Below are 17,838 nucleotides of genomic sequence, written 5' to 3' on the forward strand. Positions count from 1 at the left end.
CAAATATGCATCTTGCAAAAGATGCCAAAGATAATCAAGTCATAAAGCTTCCGTGCTAGCCGGGGAGGTAGCGGCACCCTATTTCTGCAATCCGCTATAGCAGAGGTGATGGTTTGCTTCGGGCTGTTTTCTGTAGAGCTGCCCTCTACAAGTGGCGTTGATATCTGGGTCTCACGCAATAGGAATCCATGAACCGTGTCAGGTTGGGAACAAAGCAGCACTAAGTGGAACCTTCTATGTGCCGTGAGGGTGCCTGGGTTGAGTTAACTATAGAGGTAACGTCTGTGGAAGATAGCACAACGCATTCCGCACGGATTTTTTTTACCCATTTTTAGGTATTTAAGAACTTACTACTCGGATTGTATGCTATTGAATACAAAGTGAAACAGTGATAGAATAGGAATAGCAAACATGGTAAGGAGTGAGACATATGAGAGAATTAGAATTACCTGATGTACAAGATGTAATGCTTGAATACCGAAAGATCAAATTATTATATCGTTCTGCATTAAAAGAGATCGGAACGAAATTAGAGATATTAAATGATGAGTTTAAACTTGTGCACCAGTACAATCCGATTGAACATATCGAATCAAGATTAAAAACAGATGAGAGCATCACAAGAAAGCTGATACGTAAAGGAAAAGAGATCACAGTAGAGAATATTCAGAAATATATTGATGATATCGCTGGGGTCAGGGTTATTTGTTCTTTTACACCAGACATTTATCGAATCGTAGATATGATTTCATCACAAGATGATATAGAAGTACTAAAGACAAAGGATTATATGTTGAATCCCAAGGTCAATGGATACAGAAGCTATCATCTGATCGTAAGAGTACCAATCTTTTTATCTGACAGAGTGGTACCTACCAAAGTAGAGATTCAGATCAGAACGGTTGCAATGGACTTTTGGGCATCTCTGGAGCATAAGATTTATTATAAATACGAGGGTAATACACCAGAATACATTAAGAAAGAATTGAAGGAGTGTGCAGATCTTGTGACGTTTTTAGACAGCAAGATGTTGGCGATCAATGAAGAAGTGAGAAGTATTCGGGAAGAAAATAAAGAATAGGACATGCAATATTTTCTCTAAATGATCATAAGATATGATTGATAGAGAAAAAGGAGCAGGAAGATGGCAGACAGAGATGGTTTAGGAGATCTTCCATTATTTGATACTGAAGTAAGACCAGTCAGAGAATTTGTAGCACAGGAACAGAGGCAGGAAGACGATTATCAGTATATTACGAGAATGTATTCTGCACTGGCCAGACAGATTCTGGATCTGATCGAAGATATTTGTGATCAGATGGAATACGAGGGCAGCAGGATGTTTGATGAATATATGGATCGAACGATGCTGCTTACTATGGTGGATAAGATTTATGATAAGATCGATCATCAAGAGAAGCAAGATTGTCAGAAGAAAGAACAATTATTATATCAGATGATCCTTTCGCTGCTTGGAGGAGAGATTTATCATAGAAGATGCCGTTATCGAAGAAAACGAAATATGTTTAAAGCATAAAAAGAAAGAGCCGGGAGAAATCCTGGTTTTTTCTTGTTTCATAGGGAATCACTATGAAATCCGCTGTAAAATGAAAAACATACATCTTAAACATTTCTTAAAAAGGTTGTATTCATATACAAAAACGGATAAAATGTACATTATAAGGCTTCACGGAATTAGGAAAAGGAGAAAGTAATGAAGCAAAGTAAAGTGATACAAATTTCAGTATTTGGAATTCTATTTTTAATTTCATTATTTATCTGGAATTATATGTTAGTTGGAAGAAATAACAAAGGGGTTACAGAAACTAGTCAAGCAACAATCCCTTTATTAACAGTGTCTGCAGATGGAAAGAATATTAACCAGTTGCATGGGTATCAGGGAAGTGTTGATGCATCCTTGATCCGTGACAGTATCACACCAATTTATGAGAATGAAGTAAAAGTAATGCTGACATATGCAAAATCTGACGTCAGTGTCGTGTCATATAAGATTTATGATACAGATAATAAAACAATCCTTGGAAATGGTGATACAGCATTTCATAAAGTCAAAGGAAAAAAGACGGCAAACATTAAGATTAAAGAACGTCTGGAAAATGGAAAAACATATCTAATGGAATTGTCAGTGAAACAAAATGACAAAACGATCCGTTATTTTACACGTGTGATTTATGGAACTAGTTTTCATTTAAAAGAATGTCTGGATTTTGCACAGAAATTCCATGATGCAGCATTGACAGAAGGTAATACAGAGTTTATCAGTCAGTATTTAGAAACGGCAGAGGGAACAACATCGAATAATCTGGCGAATGTTGACTTGAAATCGACACAGGAAGCGGTATCTTATGCAACATTAAAACCACAGGTTGAAAGTGTATATCCTGCAACCGTAAAAGAAATTTCTGAAAATGTAACGTCACTGGAGCTGAGATATATTCTTTCAGCAGAGAATACGGATGGAACAAAACAGTATTATCAGGCAACAGAATATTTCAGGGTTCGATATGCAAAGGACAGAATGTATCTGTTAAATTATGAACGTAATATGGAAGCATATATGCGATACGATACGATCGATCGTAGTAATAATCGTATTTTATTGGGAATCGGAAGCAGTCAGAAACAGTTGATCAGTAAAAATGGCGGAAAGAAAGCAGCATTCGTTGTCCAAGATGAATTGTGGTATTATGACTATCAGAAGTCCAACATGCACAAAGTATTTTCTTTTGAAGGAGAAGATTATCGTGACAGTCGCAACAACTATCAAAAGCATGCGATTCAGATTATGAAGATGAAGAATAATGGAGATATAGCATTCTTGGTTTATGGATATATGAATCGAGGAAAACATGAAGGAGAGAATGGTATTTCTGTTTATCAGTATACTGCGTCAGACCAGAAGATTGAGGAACTAGGCTTTATCCCAACACAGATTCAGTATGATATGATGAAAAATGACATTAAAAAAGGTGCATTTTTAAGTGGTAGCGGACAGTTTTATTTCTATTTGGATGGAGCGGTTTATCAGGTAGATCTTGACTCTGGAAAGAGTAAGATTCTGGCAAAGAACATTACAGATGATATGACAGTTATCTCTGAGAATGGAATGCTTGCATTGAATCAGTCAAAGAATAAGATGAAAGTTGTGGATCTTTCCACACAGAAAACAGAAGTGATCACATGTAAAGATGATCAGGTACTGCGTCCAATTGGATTCATAGAGAAAGATTTTATCTATGGAGTTGGAAATAAAAAAGAAGTTGTAAGGAATAAAGATGGTTCTTATATGTATCCATTGACAAATGTATATATAAGAAACAATAAAAAGATTGTAAAAGAGTATGGAGAAGATGGTACTTATATTACGAACACAAGTGTAGACGGAACAACGATCGCATTGACACATTCTAAGAAGAGTGGAAATGGATATAAGAAGATCAATGTAAGTTATATTCGTTACAAAGATAAACAGGAGAGTAAGGCAGTTTTAGAGTACGGGTATACAGGAACAAGATTGAATCAGTTATATCTTGCATTCCCGGATGATGTTTATATTCAGACAAGACCAAACTATCTTTCTACAAATGTTGAGGAACAGGAAGATGAGATAAAGATCAAATTTGCTGTAAATGATAATAAATATAGGGATGCATTTGTCTATACAGGCGGTAAGTTGTCAGGAATTTACAGTAATCTGAAAGAAGCTATCAAGGTCGCCAAGCAAGGTGGTGGAGTAGTTGTAAATTATCATCAGATGTATTTGTGGGAGAAAGGTGTTGCACAGAATTATGGAAAAGGATCTAATATCCCGATGATCAAAGCAAAGAATAAAGAGGAGACAGACATTGCATGTATTCTGATGATGGCAAGATCAGAAGGAATTAAGATTTCCTATGATAAGATTAAGAAGATGTCAGGCAGCACATATGATAAATTATTTAAGGTGTTCAATAAGCGTGCAGTTAATTATTCTGACTGCAGCATGGATGATCTTGTTTATGCAATAAGTAAGGGAAGATCTTTCGTGGCACAGAGAAAGAATGGCACATATGTCTTAGTTATGAGTTATAATCAGACGGATTTAAGATATTATGATCCGACAAATGGAAAGTCTGTAAAAGCAAATCGCAAGAAGCTTGAGAGTGAATTTAAACAAGCAGGAAGCGTTTATTACGGATATGCCAATTAGATTTTGTCTTTAGAGTGCGAACTATGTCGAGACAAAAATTTTAGTTATGATATATTTTATGTTAAAATTAAGATATATATCTGGAGATGATCCGGAAAATGAGAACAGTAAAAACAAACGAAAGGTGAAAGGAATATGGCTGAAGAAACAAAGGAAACAAAAAAGATTATTCCCGAAAGCAAGAAAAAGCATAAAAAGAAACATAAAAAGAAAAAAGTTCTTTTGAAAGTTTCTGTTGTCTTTTTGTTGTTGGTCGTAATCGGCTGGTTTACTTTTGGGGCAAAGGTTATGAAGCTTAGAAGTGAAGCCAAGAAACTCGTTGCTCAGTCGAGTGAGGAGACATTTAAGGCATCACAGACAAGTATTGTATATGACACCAACGGAAAACAGTTACTGAAGTTTAAAGGTGAAAAAGATGTATATTATCTGAAGTACAAGGAGCTTCCGGTTTATGTCATAGCTGCAGTAATTTCTGTCGAAGACAAGAATTTCTATAAACACAGCGGTGTGGATTACAAAGGAATCTCAAGAGCTGCAGTAAGTTATGTGGTACACAAAGGAAGGATCACACAGGGGGGAAGTACTCTGACGCAGCAGCTTGCGAAGACTGTCTTTTTGAATCGTCAGAAGACATGGAAGAGAAAAGTTAAAGAGATCTTTATGGCAGTAGAATTAGAGAGGAAATACTCCAAGGAGCAGATCCTTGAGTTCTATCTGAACAATGTTTATTATGCGAATGGTTATTATGGAATTCAGGCAGCAAGCCAAGGATATTTCCGTAAGGATGCGAAAAATCTGACAATGTCAGAAGCAGCATTTTTATCTGCGATTCCAAATAATCCAACAATCTATGATCCACGTACAAACAAAGAAAATACGATCAAGCGTAGAAATAAGATTCTAAAGGATATGTACGAGCAGAAACTGATCCGTAAAGACCAGTATGAAGAAGCAATCAATGAAGAGATTAACGTAAAGAGTGCGCAGAAGAGTAAGACAGAGAAGAAGAATTACGTAGAAACATATGTCATTCATTGTGCGACAAAAGAGATTATGAAACAGAAGGGATTTGAATTCAAATATGATTTCAGTTCGACTTCTGAGAAGGAAAAATATCAGGAAGAATATGATAAGATGTATGCAGAGTGTAAGAGGACCTTATACAGTGCAGGATATCATATTTATACATCCATTGATCCAGATGTCCAGAAACAACTGCAGAGCAGTGTAGACAATGCATTGTCTGGATATACAGAGAAAGATAAGAATGGCATTTATAAGACACAGGCATCTGGAACATGTATTGATAATGATACTGGAAAGGTTGTAGCGATCGTCGGTGGACGTGAACAGAAGAATATCGGTTATACATTAAACCGTGCGTTCCAGAGTCCAAGACAGCCAGGTAGTGCGATCAAGCCATTGCTTGTATATGCACCAGCTTTAGAACATGGATGGTCACCAAGTTCAACCGTAGATGATTCGCCAATGTCTTCCAAAGATAAGAATCATGTGGGGAACTCACATGGGTCATATTCCGGACAGATTACGCTTAGAAGAGCAGTGCAGAAGTCAAGTAACGTTGCAACGATGCGTATCTATGAACAGTTGACACCGAAGACATGTTTAAAATATCTGGAGAATATGAACTTTAAATATCTGACAAGTTTTGATTATAAGTATTATACGACATGTATTGGTGGTTTCAGAAAAGGAACAACATCAGAAGAGATGGCAGCAGGATATGCTACATTGAAGAATGATGGTGTGTATAGAGAACCAACATGTATCTCTAAGATAACAACTTCTGATGGAGATGAAGTTATGTCATCTTCCACAAAGAAGAGAAGAGTATATTCAACAAGTGCAGCAAATGCAATGACTGATGTACTGAAGAGTGTAATTACAGGTGGAACTGGAGTAGGAGCAAAAGTACCGAATGTTGATACCGCAGGAAAAACAGGTACAACAAACCTGAACAAAGACGGATGGTTCTGTGGATACACACCTTACTATACAACAGCAGTATGGGTAGGTAGAGATGATAACAGGATTATGGAAGGATTAAGCGGAGCATCTTATCCAAAATCCATCTGGAGTAATTTCATGAATGAGATTCATTCAGAATACTCTTCTACAGATTCTATGGGTGGAGATTATACGGATTACCAAGGAGAGACTACACAGCAGACAGGAACACAGGCAACAACAGCGACAGAGAGCAGCACAAAGGGCACAGAAGCAACTACAGCAGCACCTACGACAGCAGCTCCTACAACGGCAGCGCCTACGACAGCGGCTCCTACAACGGCAGCACCACAGACAGAAGAACAGCCAGCAGAGAATCAGTAAAAAGAATATTGAGATAATTAAAAATCACAGGTAATTCAATACCTGTGATTTTTGTGTATAAGAAAATTCTGCAAAAAAAAGACTCCGCCATAAGACGAAGTCTTTATCTATATATTACATATTCTTTTTTTCAAGATATTCTTTGATACGTTCTGTTGGGTTTAACAGATCACTGATTGATGCATCATGATTTAATGTATCAATTAATAGTGCAACGTATTTGGATACGTCAGAAGATGCATACCAGTCACGAGATAATAATTCAGGTGTCTGATAAGTAAGATTAGTTGTGATAACCTTCTCAATAATACCTTCTTCAACTGCACGGTCAAATACTTCTAATCCGTTTGTAAATAAACCAAATGTAGATAAGCAGAATACACGACGGGCATTTCTGCGTTTTAATTCTTTGGCTACGTCGATCATACTTTCTCCAGAAGAGATCATGTCGTCGATGATCAGAACATCCTTACCATCTAAGGAGTCACCAAGAAATTCATGTGCAACGATAGGATTACGTCCGTCAATGACAGTAGAATAGTCACGGCGTTTGTAGAACATACCAACATCAACACCAACAACGTTTGCCATGTAGATCGCACGCTGCATAGCACCTTCATCTGGGCTGATAACCATTAAGTGGTCGTTGTCAAAGTGAACATCATCACACTGTTCAACTAATGATTTTACAAACTGATAAGTAGGCTGGATGTTATCAAATCCACTGATAGGGATTGCATTCTGTACACGAGGGTCATGTGCATCGAAAGTTAGGATATTATCAACACCAAGGCTGATCAGTTCCTGAAGCATAACTGCACAGTCTAAAGATTCACGTGTACTTCTCTTATGCTGACGGCTTTCATATAAGAAAGGCATGATAACATTAACACTCTTAGCCTTTCCAGCGGAAGCACTGATGATACGTTTTAAGTCAGCATAGTGATCGTCTGGAGACATGTGGTTTACACGTCCGCTTAAAGAGTAAGTTACGCTGTAGTTTAATACATCAACAATAATGTATAAATCCATGTCACGAACAGATTCGCGAATGATACCTTTAGCTTCTCCAGAACCAAAACGTGGGCAACTGGCATCTAAAAGATAAGTATCTCTTAAATATCCATCACAGGCAACAGAGTCTTTGAAATCTTTGTAAGTTTCAGATCTCCACTGGATGATATAGTTGTCGATTGTTTTTCCAAGTTCTTTGCATCCTTCAAGGGCAATGATTCCAAGTTTACCGTCTGGAATCTTAGTAAAGTTACGGTCAGATCGTCTCATGATACTATCTCCTTCGTATATTGTTCTATAGTTTTTTATAACATTATAAATAAGTTACGTCAAGTTCGATTTTTTGAAACGGATATCATCTCCATAGATTTTCTGCCATGAATAATTCTCAATGATCCTTGAAAAAATTCGTTCAGAATAAGTATTTCTGAATTCTTGCAGAGATAAATTTGTGGATATGATCGTTGATCTTTCCTGGATCAATCGTTCATTCAAACATTGAAATAACTGTGAGATCACAAATTTATTGATCATCTCAGTTCCAAGGTCATCGATGATCAATAGATCGCATTGAAAGATCAGGTTAGCAGATGTTTCCTGTTCCATATCCTTCCCTTTGCCAAATGTATGCTTTGCCAAAGTATCAAACAGCTGGAAAGCTGTCATATAGACGCAGGTAAAACCGCGGTCCATGATTTCCTTTGCAATACAATGACTTAAGAAAGTCTTCCCAACACCAGTGGAACCCTGAAATAAAATGTTGTCATGATTTGGAAATTTGGAAATAAAGGTTTTACAGTGTTCCACGACTTTCTGGATGTTACGTCTAGGGCTTGGAAGACCTTGCTTGGTCATCTGGTCGGAATAATAATCTTCCCGGAAGGTCTGAAAATTCTCCCGTGCTAAAATCTTAGCCATATTAGAACCGGAATACAGGTGATCGATCATCGCCTGATGAAAGCAGGAACATTGTTCCTGTCCAATATATCCGGTGTCCTTACACTTCTTACAATAGTAGATCGGTTCCAGATAATCAGAAGAATATCCGGCTTCTTTTAAGAGAGCCTGTTTCTGGCTGATCAGCACCTGATTCTTTATACGGTATTCTTCTCTCAAAGCAGGATCATCCCGGACGATCAGCTGCTTTCCGAGAGAAATAGAATTGGCAGTGATCTGCCGGTCAAGTTCTTTAATCTCTGGAATTGTTGTGTATATATCTTTCTTGCGCTGTTCATGGAGACGGTAATTAGAAAGCCGTCTTTCCTCATACTGGCGCATGATATCCTGATAATCGTTATTTGATAATGACATAAGTTAGTTCTCCATGAGTTCATCCGCGAACTGTTTCTGTAAAAGCTGTTGCTCTAACGCATCAAAATCATAATCACGCTGCGTAAAGTTATGCATATTGCTCTGGTTGTTATTGTTAGCGAAAGTCTTTGGTGCTTTCTGCCGGATATGGAAGTTTTTCGCATCTTCCAATGTTACGATGTGGTTATCTTTCCAGTGCTTTAAGATCGTATCTGCATATGGAAAACTAGGTTTGTTGATCGCATTGATCGTACGATTACAAGCTTCAATGATCAGTGCAAGATCAAAACCATCAGTTTCAAGCCATCGTTTCATATATTCTTCCTGAACAGGGGCTGGATTCTGATTTAATCCAAATGCACGCATGATAGAATAATATTCCTTACGAAAATTCTTGCTGTATGCTTTCGCTTCTTCAGGAGTTTTGATATTTGCTTCGTACCAGTTGATCGCTACAGACTGCATATAACGGAAACTCTTCTTACCATTTGATACACAATGCTCTACAAGATATTCGATCAATTCACATGACATTCTAAGATCTTCATACATGTAAAGTAAAGTGTTCATATCCGTACAAGTTAATGGCTTTCCTAAGAACATCTCACATACGTAGAGAAGATAAGAAAAACGCTCATCTTCGCTCTTACGCTGAAGTTCTGCAGGAGAAAGCGTCTTCATGGCAGGAATCGGTTCAGCACCAGTGATCGTCTGATCCTTCACAGTAGTCTTAGAAGTTGCTGAAGAAGTAGCTTGGGCTGTGTCTTCTTGTTTTGTAGTCTGTGCAGGAGAATGTGGATTGCCACTGACAGGGAGAAGCTCTATAAAACTGATCTCGCCGTCTTTAAGCTCCATGCGTAAGAGGGATTCTTTCTCCCAGTATTTTAACGCACGAGTAACATCACGCTCCGTAAGTTCCAGTACATCTGCAAGACAAGGAATGCTGAAGTTTGCACCGTCAGAAACCATACGCAGAAGATAAATATACACTTTGATGTATTCACCGTTCGCACGGATCATATAATTATCAACAAATGCGTTTGGAAGCAGCGTTCCACCGGTTGGATATGTGGTTGTTACTTTAATGTAATTCATGGCAATCTCTCCTTCTTTTATTATCGTTAATCTGACTATAACGCAGATTGGAGAAATTGTAAATACCAGGGAAATCCACACCCTGATTGTGTACAAGTCTGTGGATAATGTGGATAATGTGGACAAAAATCGTAAAACAATGGAAATAAGCCATTTACATAGAGTTTACAATTGTGGAAAAGGACAAAAGAAATCCACAGATTTGTTTATCAACAATTGTGTACAAGTCTGTGGATAATGTGGATAACTATCTATTTACGAGTGAATTTCCGATAGAATCGACGTTTCCGGCCCCCATAGTTATCAACAGATCATTTTTTTTGCAATTTTTTAAAATAAATTTTTCAATGTCATCAAATTCCTTAATATAGTGTACATCTACATCATAATCAGCCATGCGGTCCACGATATCTTTGGAACTTACGATACCAGTATCTTTTTCTCTGGCAGCATAGATGTCAGTGACGATCACGTGGTCACAGAGGCTTAATGCCTTTGCAAAGTCATCAAGGAATGCAATTGTTCTGGAATAAGTATGAGGCTGGAATACACACCATAATTCGTTATGTGGATAATTCTTAGCAGATTCCAGAGTTGCATGGATCTCTGTTGGATGATGCGCATAGTCATCAACAACGGTGAAGTCGTTGCATGTGCCTTTTAGTTCAAAACGACGTTTGGCGCCAGTGAATCCAAGAAGTCCTTTCTTCATTGTATCAACATCAATGCCGATACGTTTTGCAGCAGCAATGGCAGCTAGTGCATTCTTCACGTTATGTTCTCCATTGACATTTAACTGGATATGGTCAATAAATTCTCCTTTATAGTAATAATCGAAACGAGCATGTCCAAATGCATCATACCCGATGTTCTTTGCACAATAGTCATAAGAATCATTTTCTAATCCAAAAGTTGCATATTCTGCCTTTAATCCGTCCACAATATAATCAATGTTCTCAATTTCACCGTTGATGATCAGATAACCATAATCAGGAAGTTTGTGGGCAAATTCACGGAAAGAATGGCGGATATCATCAAGATCCTTAAAGAAGTCCATGTGATCTTCTTCAATATTGAGGATAATACTGATCTTAGGGAAGAATTCTAAGAAACTGTTTGTGTATTCACATGCTTCAGTTACGAATGTCTCGGAATGTCCGACACGGATATTCCCATTGATCGCATCAAGAATTCCACCAACGCTGATCGTAGGATCTGTGTTACCAGCAAGTAAAATATAAGATAACATAGAAGTTGTTGTTGTCTTACCGTGAGTTCCAGATACGGCGATCGCATTCTGATAATTATGCATCATCTGACCAAGCAGTGTAGCACGTTTCATGACAGGAATGTTACGGCGGATGGCTTCTTTATATTCTTCGTTGGTATCGAAGTTGATCGCTGCTGTGTATACAACAAGATCGATATCATCTGTAATGTTATCAGCAGTCTGGCTGAGATAAACCTTTGCGCCTTTATCTTCTAAGTGTTTGATGATATCGGAAGTATGGATATCGGATCCAGAAATCGAAAAGCCCTCTTTGATAAGGATCTCAGCAAGACCGCTCATGCTGATTCCTCCGATCCCCATAAAATGAATATGAATTGGTTTATTAAAATCTATCTGATACATTTTCATGTGCCCTTTCTTTCAATCGTTGATATAGTTTCATTGTTTTCCTTATTATAAGTCACCGCAACTAATCTTGCAAGACGGAGATTAAATTGGAAAATATTATATGTACTATAAGAATATGGAGAAAAAAGTAGTAAAATGTCATAATAAAAAAGCTGATAAAAAACAAGTTTTTGTTCACATTTGCTGAAAATAGTGTTATAATAAAAATTAGCATATACGGTCTAAGAGAAAGAAGAAGTTACCAGAGCCTGACCGGAGAGCGAATTTTAGCTATATTATTAGAAACTAGGAGGATGACAACATGCAAATAACTGATGTACGTATTAGAAAAGTGGCCAAAGAAGGTAAGATGAAAGCTGTTGTGTCAATCACAATCGATAATGAATTTGTGGTACATGATATTAAAGTAATCGAAGGGGAGAAAGGTCTGTTTATTGCAATGCCAAGCCGAAAAGCTGCAGATGGTGAATATAGAGACATTGCACATCCGATCAATTCTGATACAAGAAATATGATCCAGACTTTAATTTTAGAACAATATGAAGCAATGAATCTGGGGGATATTGACGCAACAGCGCCAGAAGTCTAAGATTAAGAGAATAACTTCTTCTTCAAAGTGTAGAAAAAGAATCGGGTATTGACCACCTGGTTCTTTTTTCTGTTATAATCAGAACTATAGTGTAAAAGATAGATCAGAACAAGGAGGTTTGATGGATGGAATTTCAGATCGGAGATATTGTCAAATTAAAAAAAGCACATCCTTGCGGTATAAATGAATGGGAGATTCTGAGAGTGGGAATGGATTTTCGTTTAAAATGTGTTGGATGTGGCAGACAGGTGATGGTGCCAAGAAAGATGGTTGAAAAAAATTTTAGAGGATTTATAAAAAAAGCTTGCCAAGATTAGAAGTTTATGATAAAGTAATTATTCGTGGTATATAAAAATATCCTTGCTCTTTCACGAAGAAAGAGCCACTAGACCAAAAGGAGGTGCAAGTAATGATGAAATATGAATTAGCATTAGTTTTAAGTGCAAAGATCGAAGACGAAGAACGTGCAGCTATGGTTGAAAAAGTTCAGGCAATGATTACTACAGCAGGTGCTGCGATCACTAACGTCGATGAATGGGGTAAGAAACAGTTAGCTTACGAAATTCAGAAGATGAAAGAAGGATACTACTATTTCATCCAGTTCGAAGGCGAAACTACAGTTCCAGCAGAACTTGAAGAGAGACTTCGTATTGAGGAAACTGTATTACGTTTCTTATGCGTTAAACAGGATGCGTAATTAACAGGAGGGATCCGAATAATGAATAAAGTAGTATTAATGGGAAGATTGACAAGGGACCCTGATGTAAGATATTCACAAGGTGAGACACCTTTGGCAATCGTCAGATACACGTTAGCAGTAGATAGAAGATTCAAAAGAAACGGTGAACAGGATGCGGATTTTATTAACTGTGTGGCATTCGGACGCACAGCAGAATTTGCAGAGAAGTATCTAAAACAGGGTACTAAGATGGTTGTTTCTGGAAGAATCCAGACAGGTAGTTATACAAACCGTGATGGAGTTAAAGTTTACACAACAGAAGTTGTGATCGAAGAGCAGGATTTTGCAGAGAGCAAAGCTACTGCAGCCCAGAACAGTAATATGGGAGTTCCACAGCCAAGCGCGCCACAGCCTAGTGCCGCAGCAAGCGATGGTTTTATGAATATTCCGGATGGTTTGGAAGAAGAATTACCATTTAGTTAAATAGGAGGTAGAAATCATGGCTTATACAAAAGGCGATTCTCCAATGAGAAGAAGAGGCGGACGTAGAAGAAGAAAAGTATGTGCATTCTGTACAGAAGCCGATGCTGTAATCGATTATAAAGATGTAGCAACATTAAAGAAATACGTATCTGAAAGAGGAAAAATCCTTCCAAGACGTATTACAGGAACATGTGCTAAACATCAGAGAGCTGTTACAGGAGCTATTAAGAGAGCTAGACATTTAGCTTTAATGCCATATACAGCTGAATAATTTTAAGCAGATAATGAAGAGTTATATTGTGACGTATGTTGCGGTATAGCTCTTTTTTTGTATCATAGAAATTCCGATGGAATCCCCTATGATACAAAAAGCCCTCCGGGCAAGATCGCACTGCGACAGACATGTCAAAATAATTAAGAAAATTGCGTAAATTGAACAAATATCTCGCTTTCGTTAAATATAATGTACAAATTCATGCAATTGAGTTATAATAAAGGATAATTGTAAGAATCAAATCAGGAGAAAAAAATGGACATTATGAAGAAAACAAAGATAGAACAGTATCTTCAAGGACCATTATGGGCATTGCTTATTCTGGCTTTTGTAGACATTGTGTTCTTTTTCTTGGATATTCGATGTGGAGTGATCTTAGCGGTCTCACTAGTCGTATTTTTAGTTGTTCAGATGATCATTTATTCCCGAAGCAAACAAGAGATCATCAAAGAATGTATGGATTTTATGTTTGAGCAGAGTCAGGTGCAGAATTATTTGTTACAACAGCTTCCTGTTCCGTATGCACTGCTTGATGGGAATGGAATGATCATATGGTCAAATGATGCATTTCATAAAATTGTGGGAGAGAACCGAGGAAAGTCATTGCAACAGATTTTTCCGAACCTGAACCGTAATCTGCTTCCGTCGGATGTGATGCACTCTATTTCTCATATTGAATATAAAAAGAAATGCAAAGAGGGAGATAAGGAAAAAGAACAGACGCTATTCTATAAAGTAGAGATGAATCGTATTCGTGTAGAAGATTTCTCTGATGAGAATGATAACAGTTGTTCTAGACAGATGCTTAAGGACAACGATCTGATCGCAGTATATTTTTTTGATCAGACATTACTTAAGAAATATATGGAACAAAATGAGAATCAGAGAATGGTCATTGGTTTAATCTATATTGATAATTACGAAGAAATCCTTGATGATATTGATGCGGTGAAACGATCTATGCTGATCGCAGTGGCAGATCGTAAGATCAACAAATTTATCCAGAATGTCTCTGGGGTTGTGAAGAGAACAGAGAGAGATAAATATTTTGTTGTATTTGAACAGAAATATTTGGACAAGATCAAAGAAAACAAATTCTCGATTCTTGATGAGATCAAGACGATCAATCTTGGGAATTCTATGCATATGACATTAAGCATCAGTTTTGGAATTAATGGAAATACGTATCAGGAAAACTATGAAGCAGCCTGTGCAGGTATGGATCTGGCATTAGGACGTGGTGGTGATCAGGCAGTGATCAAGGATGGGGAAGATATTTCCTATTATGGTGGCAATTGTGAGGTTATGGAACGTACCACACGAGTCAAAGCACGAGTTAAAGCGCATGCGTTAAAAGAACTTCTTGAATCAAAGGAAAAGGTCGTGATCATGGCACATAAGATTCCGGATCCAGATGCGATCGGTGCAGCTGTTGGTCTGTACAGACTTGGACTTTCTTTGGGAAGAAAGGCACATATCGTTATGAATGAAGTAACGATCTCTGTCCGTGCGATGGTTGATGAATTAAATAAAAGTGGTATTTATGATGAAGATATGTTCATTGATAACGAACAAGCAATTGAGATCACAGATGAAAACACGTTATTGATCGTAGTGGATGTAAATCATGCAAATTATACAGAATGTGAACAGTTATTAAGTCAGACAAAGACAACGGTGATCTTAGATCATCATCGAAAGAATAAAGATATGATCAAGAATCCGGTACTTTCATATGTAGAGCCATATGCGTCTTCTACATGTGAATTGGTAGCAGAGATTCTTCAATATGTAGATTCAAAACCAAAGTTAGAGCCAATGGAAGCGAATGCCATGTATTATGGAATGCTTGTAGATACGGACAATTTTGTGAATAAAACAGGTGTCAGAACATTTGAGGCAGCGGCATATCTAAAGAGAAATGGAGCTGATCTTACAAAGGTAAGAAAGATGTCAAGAGAAAGCATGGAAACTTACAGAATCCGTGCGAAAGCGATCAGTGAAGCAGAGATCTTATATGGCAGGTTCGCGATCGCAACACTGGTAGGAATCGGTGTGGACAGCCCTACTGTTATTGGCGCACAGGTAGCGAATGAATTACTTGATATTGATGGAATTGAAGCATCTTTTGTATTAACAGGTGTTCATGAGAGAGTCTATATCAGTGCAAGATCGATCGATGAAGTGAATGTCCAGAAGATCATGGAAGAATTCGGAGGCGGCGGACATTTGACAGTTGCAGGTGCACAGCTTGTCGATGTATCATTAGAAGAAGCCAAGAATATTATTCATGAGACATTACGATACTTGATATCAAAAGGAGAGATATAAGCGATGAAAGTTATTTTATTAGAAGATGTAAAATCAGTTGGAAAAAAAGATGAAGTAGTAGAGGTTAACAACGGATATGCAAGAAATGTATTATTCCGCAAGAATTTAGCAATTGAAGCTACAAATAAAGCATTAAATGATCTAAAATTAAGAAAGGCAAATGATGATAAACTGGCTGCAGAAGCATTAGCAGATGCCAAAGTTTTAGCAAAAGAGATTGAAGAAAAACAATTGGTATTAAAGATGAAGGTTGGAGAAGGTGGAAGAACATTTGGATCTATTTCCACAAAAGAAATCGCAGCAGAAGCAAAGAAACAGTTAGGATATGATTTAGATAAGAAAAAAATGCATTGTGAACCAATCAAGAATCTTGGATTCCATGATGTTGCGATCAAAGTTCATCCACAGGTAACAGCAACATTAAGAGTTAAAGTAGAAGAAAAATAAGAGGGCATATTTATGGATGAAGCATTTATCAAGAAAGTGCAGCCGAACAGCCCGGAGGCAGAACAGTCTGTGATCGGTGCGATGATCATGGACAGGGATGCGATCGCAGATGTTATCGATATTGTGAATGCCGATGATTTCTATCAGAAGCAGAACGGCATCTTATTTGAAGCGATGACAGAATTATACCGGGAAGGAAAGCCGGTCGATCTGGTAACGCTTCAGAATAAATTAAAGAAAAAAGACGTGCCGGAATCTATGAAGAGTCTTGAATTTATCAGGGATCTTCTGGAAGTTGTTCCAACGTCAGCCAATGCCAAACAATACGCAACGATCGTCAGGGAAAAGGCAACACTTCGTAAATTGATCAAAGTTACAGAAGATATCACAACAGAATGTTATCTTGGTAAAGATGATGTGACCGAGATCTTGGATCACACAGAGAAGAATGTATTCGGACTTCTTCAGCAGGCAAGTGGAAGAGAAGAGTTTGTTCCAATTGACAAAGTTGTGTTAAATACACTGGATGCGATCGAAGAAGCGGCAAGTTCTGCTGGGCGAGTCACAGGTATTGCAACAGGATTTACAGATCTTGATTACAAATTATCGGGACTACATCCATCAGAACTGATCATCGTGGCGGCACGTCCTGCTATGGGTAAGACAGCATTTGTGTTGAATATCGCACAGAAAGCGGCAGTCAGGGATCACGTTCCAACAGCGATCTTTAGTCTGGAGATGTCGAAAGAACAGCTTGTAACCCGTATGATGGCGATGGAAGCGATGGTAGATTCACAATCTATCCGTACTGGTGATCTTCAGGAAACCGACTGGGAGAAGATCATGGAAAGTGCGGGAACGATCGGTCGTTCTCCATTGATCATTGATGATACACCAGGTATTACGATTGCAGAATTACGATCTAAGTGTCGTAGATACAAACAGATTCATGGACTGGACCTGATCATTATCGACTACCTGCAGTTGATGTCAGGTGGTAAGCGTTCTGAATCCAGACAGCAGGAGATTTCAGAGATCTCAAGATCGTTAAAAGCATTAGCAAGAGAGATGAATGCACCAGTGATCGCATTATCTCAGCTAAGTCGAAGAGTTGAAGAGAGAAAACCAGCCAAGCCAATGCTATCAGATCTTCGTGAGTCAGGATCGATCGAGCAGGATGCCGACGTTGTTATGTTTATTTATCGTGATGAATATTATAATGAAGATTCCGAGAAGAAAGGAATTGCAGAGATCATCGTCGACAAACAGCGAAATGGTTCAACAGGTAGTGTAGAGCTTGTATGGCTCGGACAATACACCAAATTTGGCAATAAAGAGAGAGCACCACATTAATTTTTGGGTGCTTTTTCTTACATGTATAATTGGATAAAATATACAAATAAAACAAAGTTCT

Annotated in this window: 16 protein-coding genes and 1 other RNA gene; 13 read left to right on the forward strand and 4 right to left on the reverse strand. The window is 37.9% G+C overall.

Translation table 11 applies throughout. The features are described from left to right. Positions 1-50: 50 nt before the first annotated feature. The 5 genes from ffs (at position 51) to QUE18_RS00235 (ending at position 6,562) form a co-directional block, all read left to right on the forward strand. Positions 51-314, forward strand: an RNA gene (gene ffs / locus QUE18_RS00215) — signal recognition particle sRNA large type. Positions 315-430: 116 nt separating this feature from the next. Next, positions 431-1,081, forward strand: a complete 651-nt coding sequence (locus QUE18_RS00220) for a GTP pyrophosphokinase (RefSeq protein ID WP_008392232.1) — start codon at positions 431-433, stop codon at positions 1,079-1,081. Positions 1,082-1,144: 63 nt separating this feature from the next. After that, complete coding sequence (locus tag QUE18_RS00225) at positions 1,145-1,537, forward strand: hypothetical protein (RefSeq protein WP_008392233.1); 393 nt, start codon at positions 1,145-1,147, stop codon at positions 1,535-1,537. Between the two features lie 177 nt (positions 1,538-1,714). Then, positions 1,715-4,210, forward strand: coding sequence for a cysteine peptidase family C39 domain-containing protein (locus QUE18_RS00230; RefSeq protein ID WP_009203191.1), 2,496 nt, complete (start codon positions 1,715-1,717; stop codon positions 4,208-4,210). 135 nt (positions 4,211-4,345) lie between these two features. After that, the gene (locus tag QUE18_RS00235) at positions 4,346-6,562 is read left to right on the forward strand and encodes a transglycosylase domain-containing protein (protein WP_009203190.1); all 2,217 of its coding nucleotides are present in this window, start codon (positions 4,346-4,348) and stop codon (positions 6,560-6,562) included. A gap of 114 nt (positions 6,563-6,676) precedes the next feature. On the opposite strand, the gene QUE18_RS00240 is transcribed toward QUE18_RS00235, so the two are convergent. The 4 genes from QUE18_RS00240 to murC form a co-directional block, all read right to left on the reverse strand. After that, positions 6,677-7,846 carry a ribose-phosphate pyrophosphokinase gene (locus tag QUE18_RS00240; protein ID WP_008392237.1) on the reverse strand — a complete coding sequence of 390 codons (1,170 nt, stop codon included), beginning with the start codon at positions 7,844-7,846 and terminating at the stop codon, positions 6,677-6,679. Between the two features lie 54 nt (positions 7,847-7,900). Then, the gene (locus QUE18_RS00245; RefSeq protein ID WP_040344061.1) at positions 7,901-8,887 is read right to left on the reverse strand and encodes an ATP-binding protein; all 987 of its coding nucleotides are present in this window, start codon (positions 8,885-8,887) and stop codon (positions 7,901-7,903) included. A gap of 3 nt (positions 8,888-8,890) precedes the next feature. Further along, complete coding sequence (locus tag QUE18_RS00250) at positions 8,891-9,982, reverse strand: DnaD domain protein (protein WP_009203188.1); 1,092 nt, start codon at positions 9,980-9,982, stop codon at positions 8,891-8,893. 247 nt (positions 9,983-10,229) lie between these two features. Next, positions 10,230-11,615, reverse strand: coding sequence for a UDP-N-acetylmuramate--L-alanine ligase (murC, locus tag QUE18_RS00255; RefSeq protein ID WP_040344071.1), 1,386 nt, complete (start codon positions 11,613-11,615; stop codon positions 10,230-10,232). Between the two features lie 307 nt (positions 11,616-11,922). Here murC and spoVG point away from each other — a divergent pair, with 307 nt between their 5' ends. The 8 genes from spoVG (at position 11,923) to dnaB (ending at position 17,777) form a co-directional block, all read left to right on the forward strand. Then, positions 11,923-12,210, forward strand: a complete 288-nt coding sequence (spoVG, locus tag QUE18_RS00260) for a septation regulator SpoVG (protein WP_008392243.1) — start codon at positions 11,923-11,925, stop codon at positions 12,208-12,210. 125 nt (positions 12,211-12,335) lie between these two features. Next, the gene (locus tag QUE18_RS00265) at positions 12,336-12,527 is read left to right on the forward strand and encodes a DUF951 domain-containing protein (protein ID WP_008392244.1); all 192 of its coding nucleotides are present in this window, start codon (positions 12,336-12,338) and stop codon (positions 12,525-12,527) included. 92 nt (positions 12,528-12,619) lie between these two features. Further along, positions 12,620-12,907 carry a 30S ribosomal protein S6 gene (gene rpsF / locus QUE18_RS00270; RefSeq protein WP_009203185.1) on the forward strand — a complete coding sequence of 96 codons (288 nt, stop codon included), beginning with the start codon at positions 12,620-12,622 and terminating at the stop codon, positions 12,905-12,907. A gap of 21 nt (positions 12,908-12,928) precedes the next feature. Beyond that, positions 12,929-13,372 (forward strand): single-stranded DNA-binding protein, encoded by a 444-nt coding sequence (locus QUE18_RS00275; protein ID WP_009203184.1) that lies wholly within the window; start codon positions 12,929-12,931, stop codon positions 13,370-13,372. A 16-nt stretch (positions 13,373-13,388) separates the two neighbouring features. Further along, positions 13,389-13,643 carry a 30S ribosomal protein S18 gene (gene rpsR / locus QUE18_RS00280; RefSeq protein WP_008392249.1) on the forward strand — a complete coding sequence of 85 codons (255 nt, stop codon included), beginning with the start codon at positions 13,389-13,391 and terminating at the stop codon, positions 13,641-13,643. Positions 13,644-13,901: 258 nt separating this feature from the next. Then, on the forward strand, positions 13,902-15,977 hold the full coding sequence (locus tag QUE18_RS00285) for a DHH family phosphoesterase (RefSeq protein ID WP_009203183.1): 2,076 nt from the start codon (positions 13,902-13,904) through the stop codon (positions 15,975-15,977). A gap of 3 nt (positions 15,978-15,980) precedes the next feature. Next, entirely contained in the window at positions 15,981-16,424 is a 444-nt protein-coding gene (gene rplI / locus QUE18_RS00290) for a 50S ribosomal protein L9 (protein ID WP_008392251.1), read from the forward strand. Between the two features lie 12 nt (positions 16,425-16,436). Then, positions 16,437-17,777: a replicative DNA helicase gene (gene dnaB, locus QUE18_RS00295; protein ID WP_008392252.1), complete on the forward strand. Its 1,341-nt coding sequence runs from the start codon at positions 16,437-16,439 to the stop codon at positions 17,775-17,777. The last annotated feature ends 61 nt before the right edge of the window (positions 17,778-17,838 follow it).

This window comes from Anaerostipes hadrus ATCC 29173 = JCM 17467 (genome assembly GCF_030296915.1).
GTDB lineage: Bacteria > Bacillota > Clostridia > Lachnospirales > Lachnospiraceae > Anaerostipes > Anaerostipes hadrus.

What these genes read in the sequence shown, in the direction of transcription:
- QUE18_RS00220 (WP_008392232.1), top strand. Translation starts at nt 431, where the DNA reads ATGAGAGAATTAGAATTACCTGATGTACAAGATGTAATGCTTGAATAC.
- QUE18_RS00225 (WP_008392233.1), top strand. Translation starts at nt 1,145, where the DNA reads ATGGCAGACAGAGATGGTTTAGGAGATCTTCCATTATTTGATACTGAA.
- QUE18_RS00230 (WP_009203191.1), top strand. Translation starts at nt 1,715, where the DNA reads ATGAAGCAAAGTAAAGTGATACAAATTTCAGTATTTGGAATTCTATTT.
- QUE18_RS00235 (WP_009203190.1), top strand. Translation starts at nt 4,346, where the DNA reads ATGGCTGAAGAAACAAAGGAAACAAAAAAGATTATTCCCGAAAGCAAG.
- QUE18_RS00240 (WP_008392237.1), bottom strand. Translation starts at nt 7,846, where the DNA reads ATGAGACGATCTGACCGTAACTTTACTAAGATTCCAGACGGTAAACTT.
- QUE18_RS00245 (WP_040344061.1), bottom strand. Translation starts at nt 8,887, where the DNA reads ATGTCATTATCAAATAACGATTATCAGGATATCATGCGCCAGTATGAG.
- QUE18_RS00250 (WP_009203188.1), bottom strand. Translation starts at nt 9,982, where the DNA reads ATGAATTACATTAAAGTAACAACCACATATCCAACCGGTGGAACGCTG.
- murC (WP_040344071.1), bottom strand. Translation starts at nt 11,615, where the DNA reads ATGTATCAGATAGATTTTAATAAACCAATTCATATTCATTTTATGGGG.
- spoVG (WP_008392243.1), top strand. Translation starts at nt 11,923, where the DNA reads ATGCAAATAACTGATGTACGTATTAGAAAAGTGGCCAAAGAAGGTAAG.
- QUE18_RS00265 (WP_008392244.1), top strand. Translation starts at nt 12,336, where the DNA reads ATGGAATTTCAGATCGGAGATATTGTCAAATTAAAAAAAGCACATCCT.
- rpsF (WP_009203185.1), top strand. Translation starts at nt 12,620, where the DNA reads ATGATGAAATATGAATTAGCATTAGTTTTAAGTGCAAAGATCGAAGAC.
- QUE18_RS00275 (WP_009203184.1), top strand. Translation starts at nt 12,929, where the DNA reads ATGAATAAAGTAGTATTAATGGGAAGATTGACAAGGGACCCTGATGTA.
- rpsR (WP_008392249.1), top strand. Translation starts at nt 13,389, where the DNA reads ATGGCTTATACAAAAGGCGATTCTCCAATGAGAAGAAGAGGCGGACGT.
- QUE18_RS00285 (WP_009203183.1), top strand. Translation starts at nt 13,902, where the DNA reads ATGGACATTATGAAGAAAACAAAGATAGAACAGTATCTTCAAGGACCA.
- rplI (WP_008392251.1), top strand. Translation starts at nt 15,981, where the DNA reads ATGAAAGTTATTTTATTAGAAGATGTAAAATCAGTTGGAAAAAAAGAT.
- dnaB (WP_008392252.1), top strand. Translation starts at nt 16,437, where the DNA reads ATGGATGAAGCATTTATCAAGAAAGTGCAGCCGAACAGCCCGGAGGCA.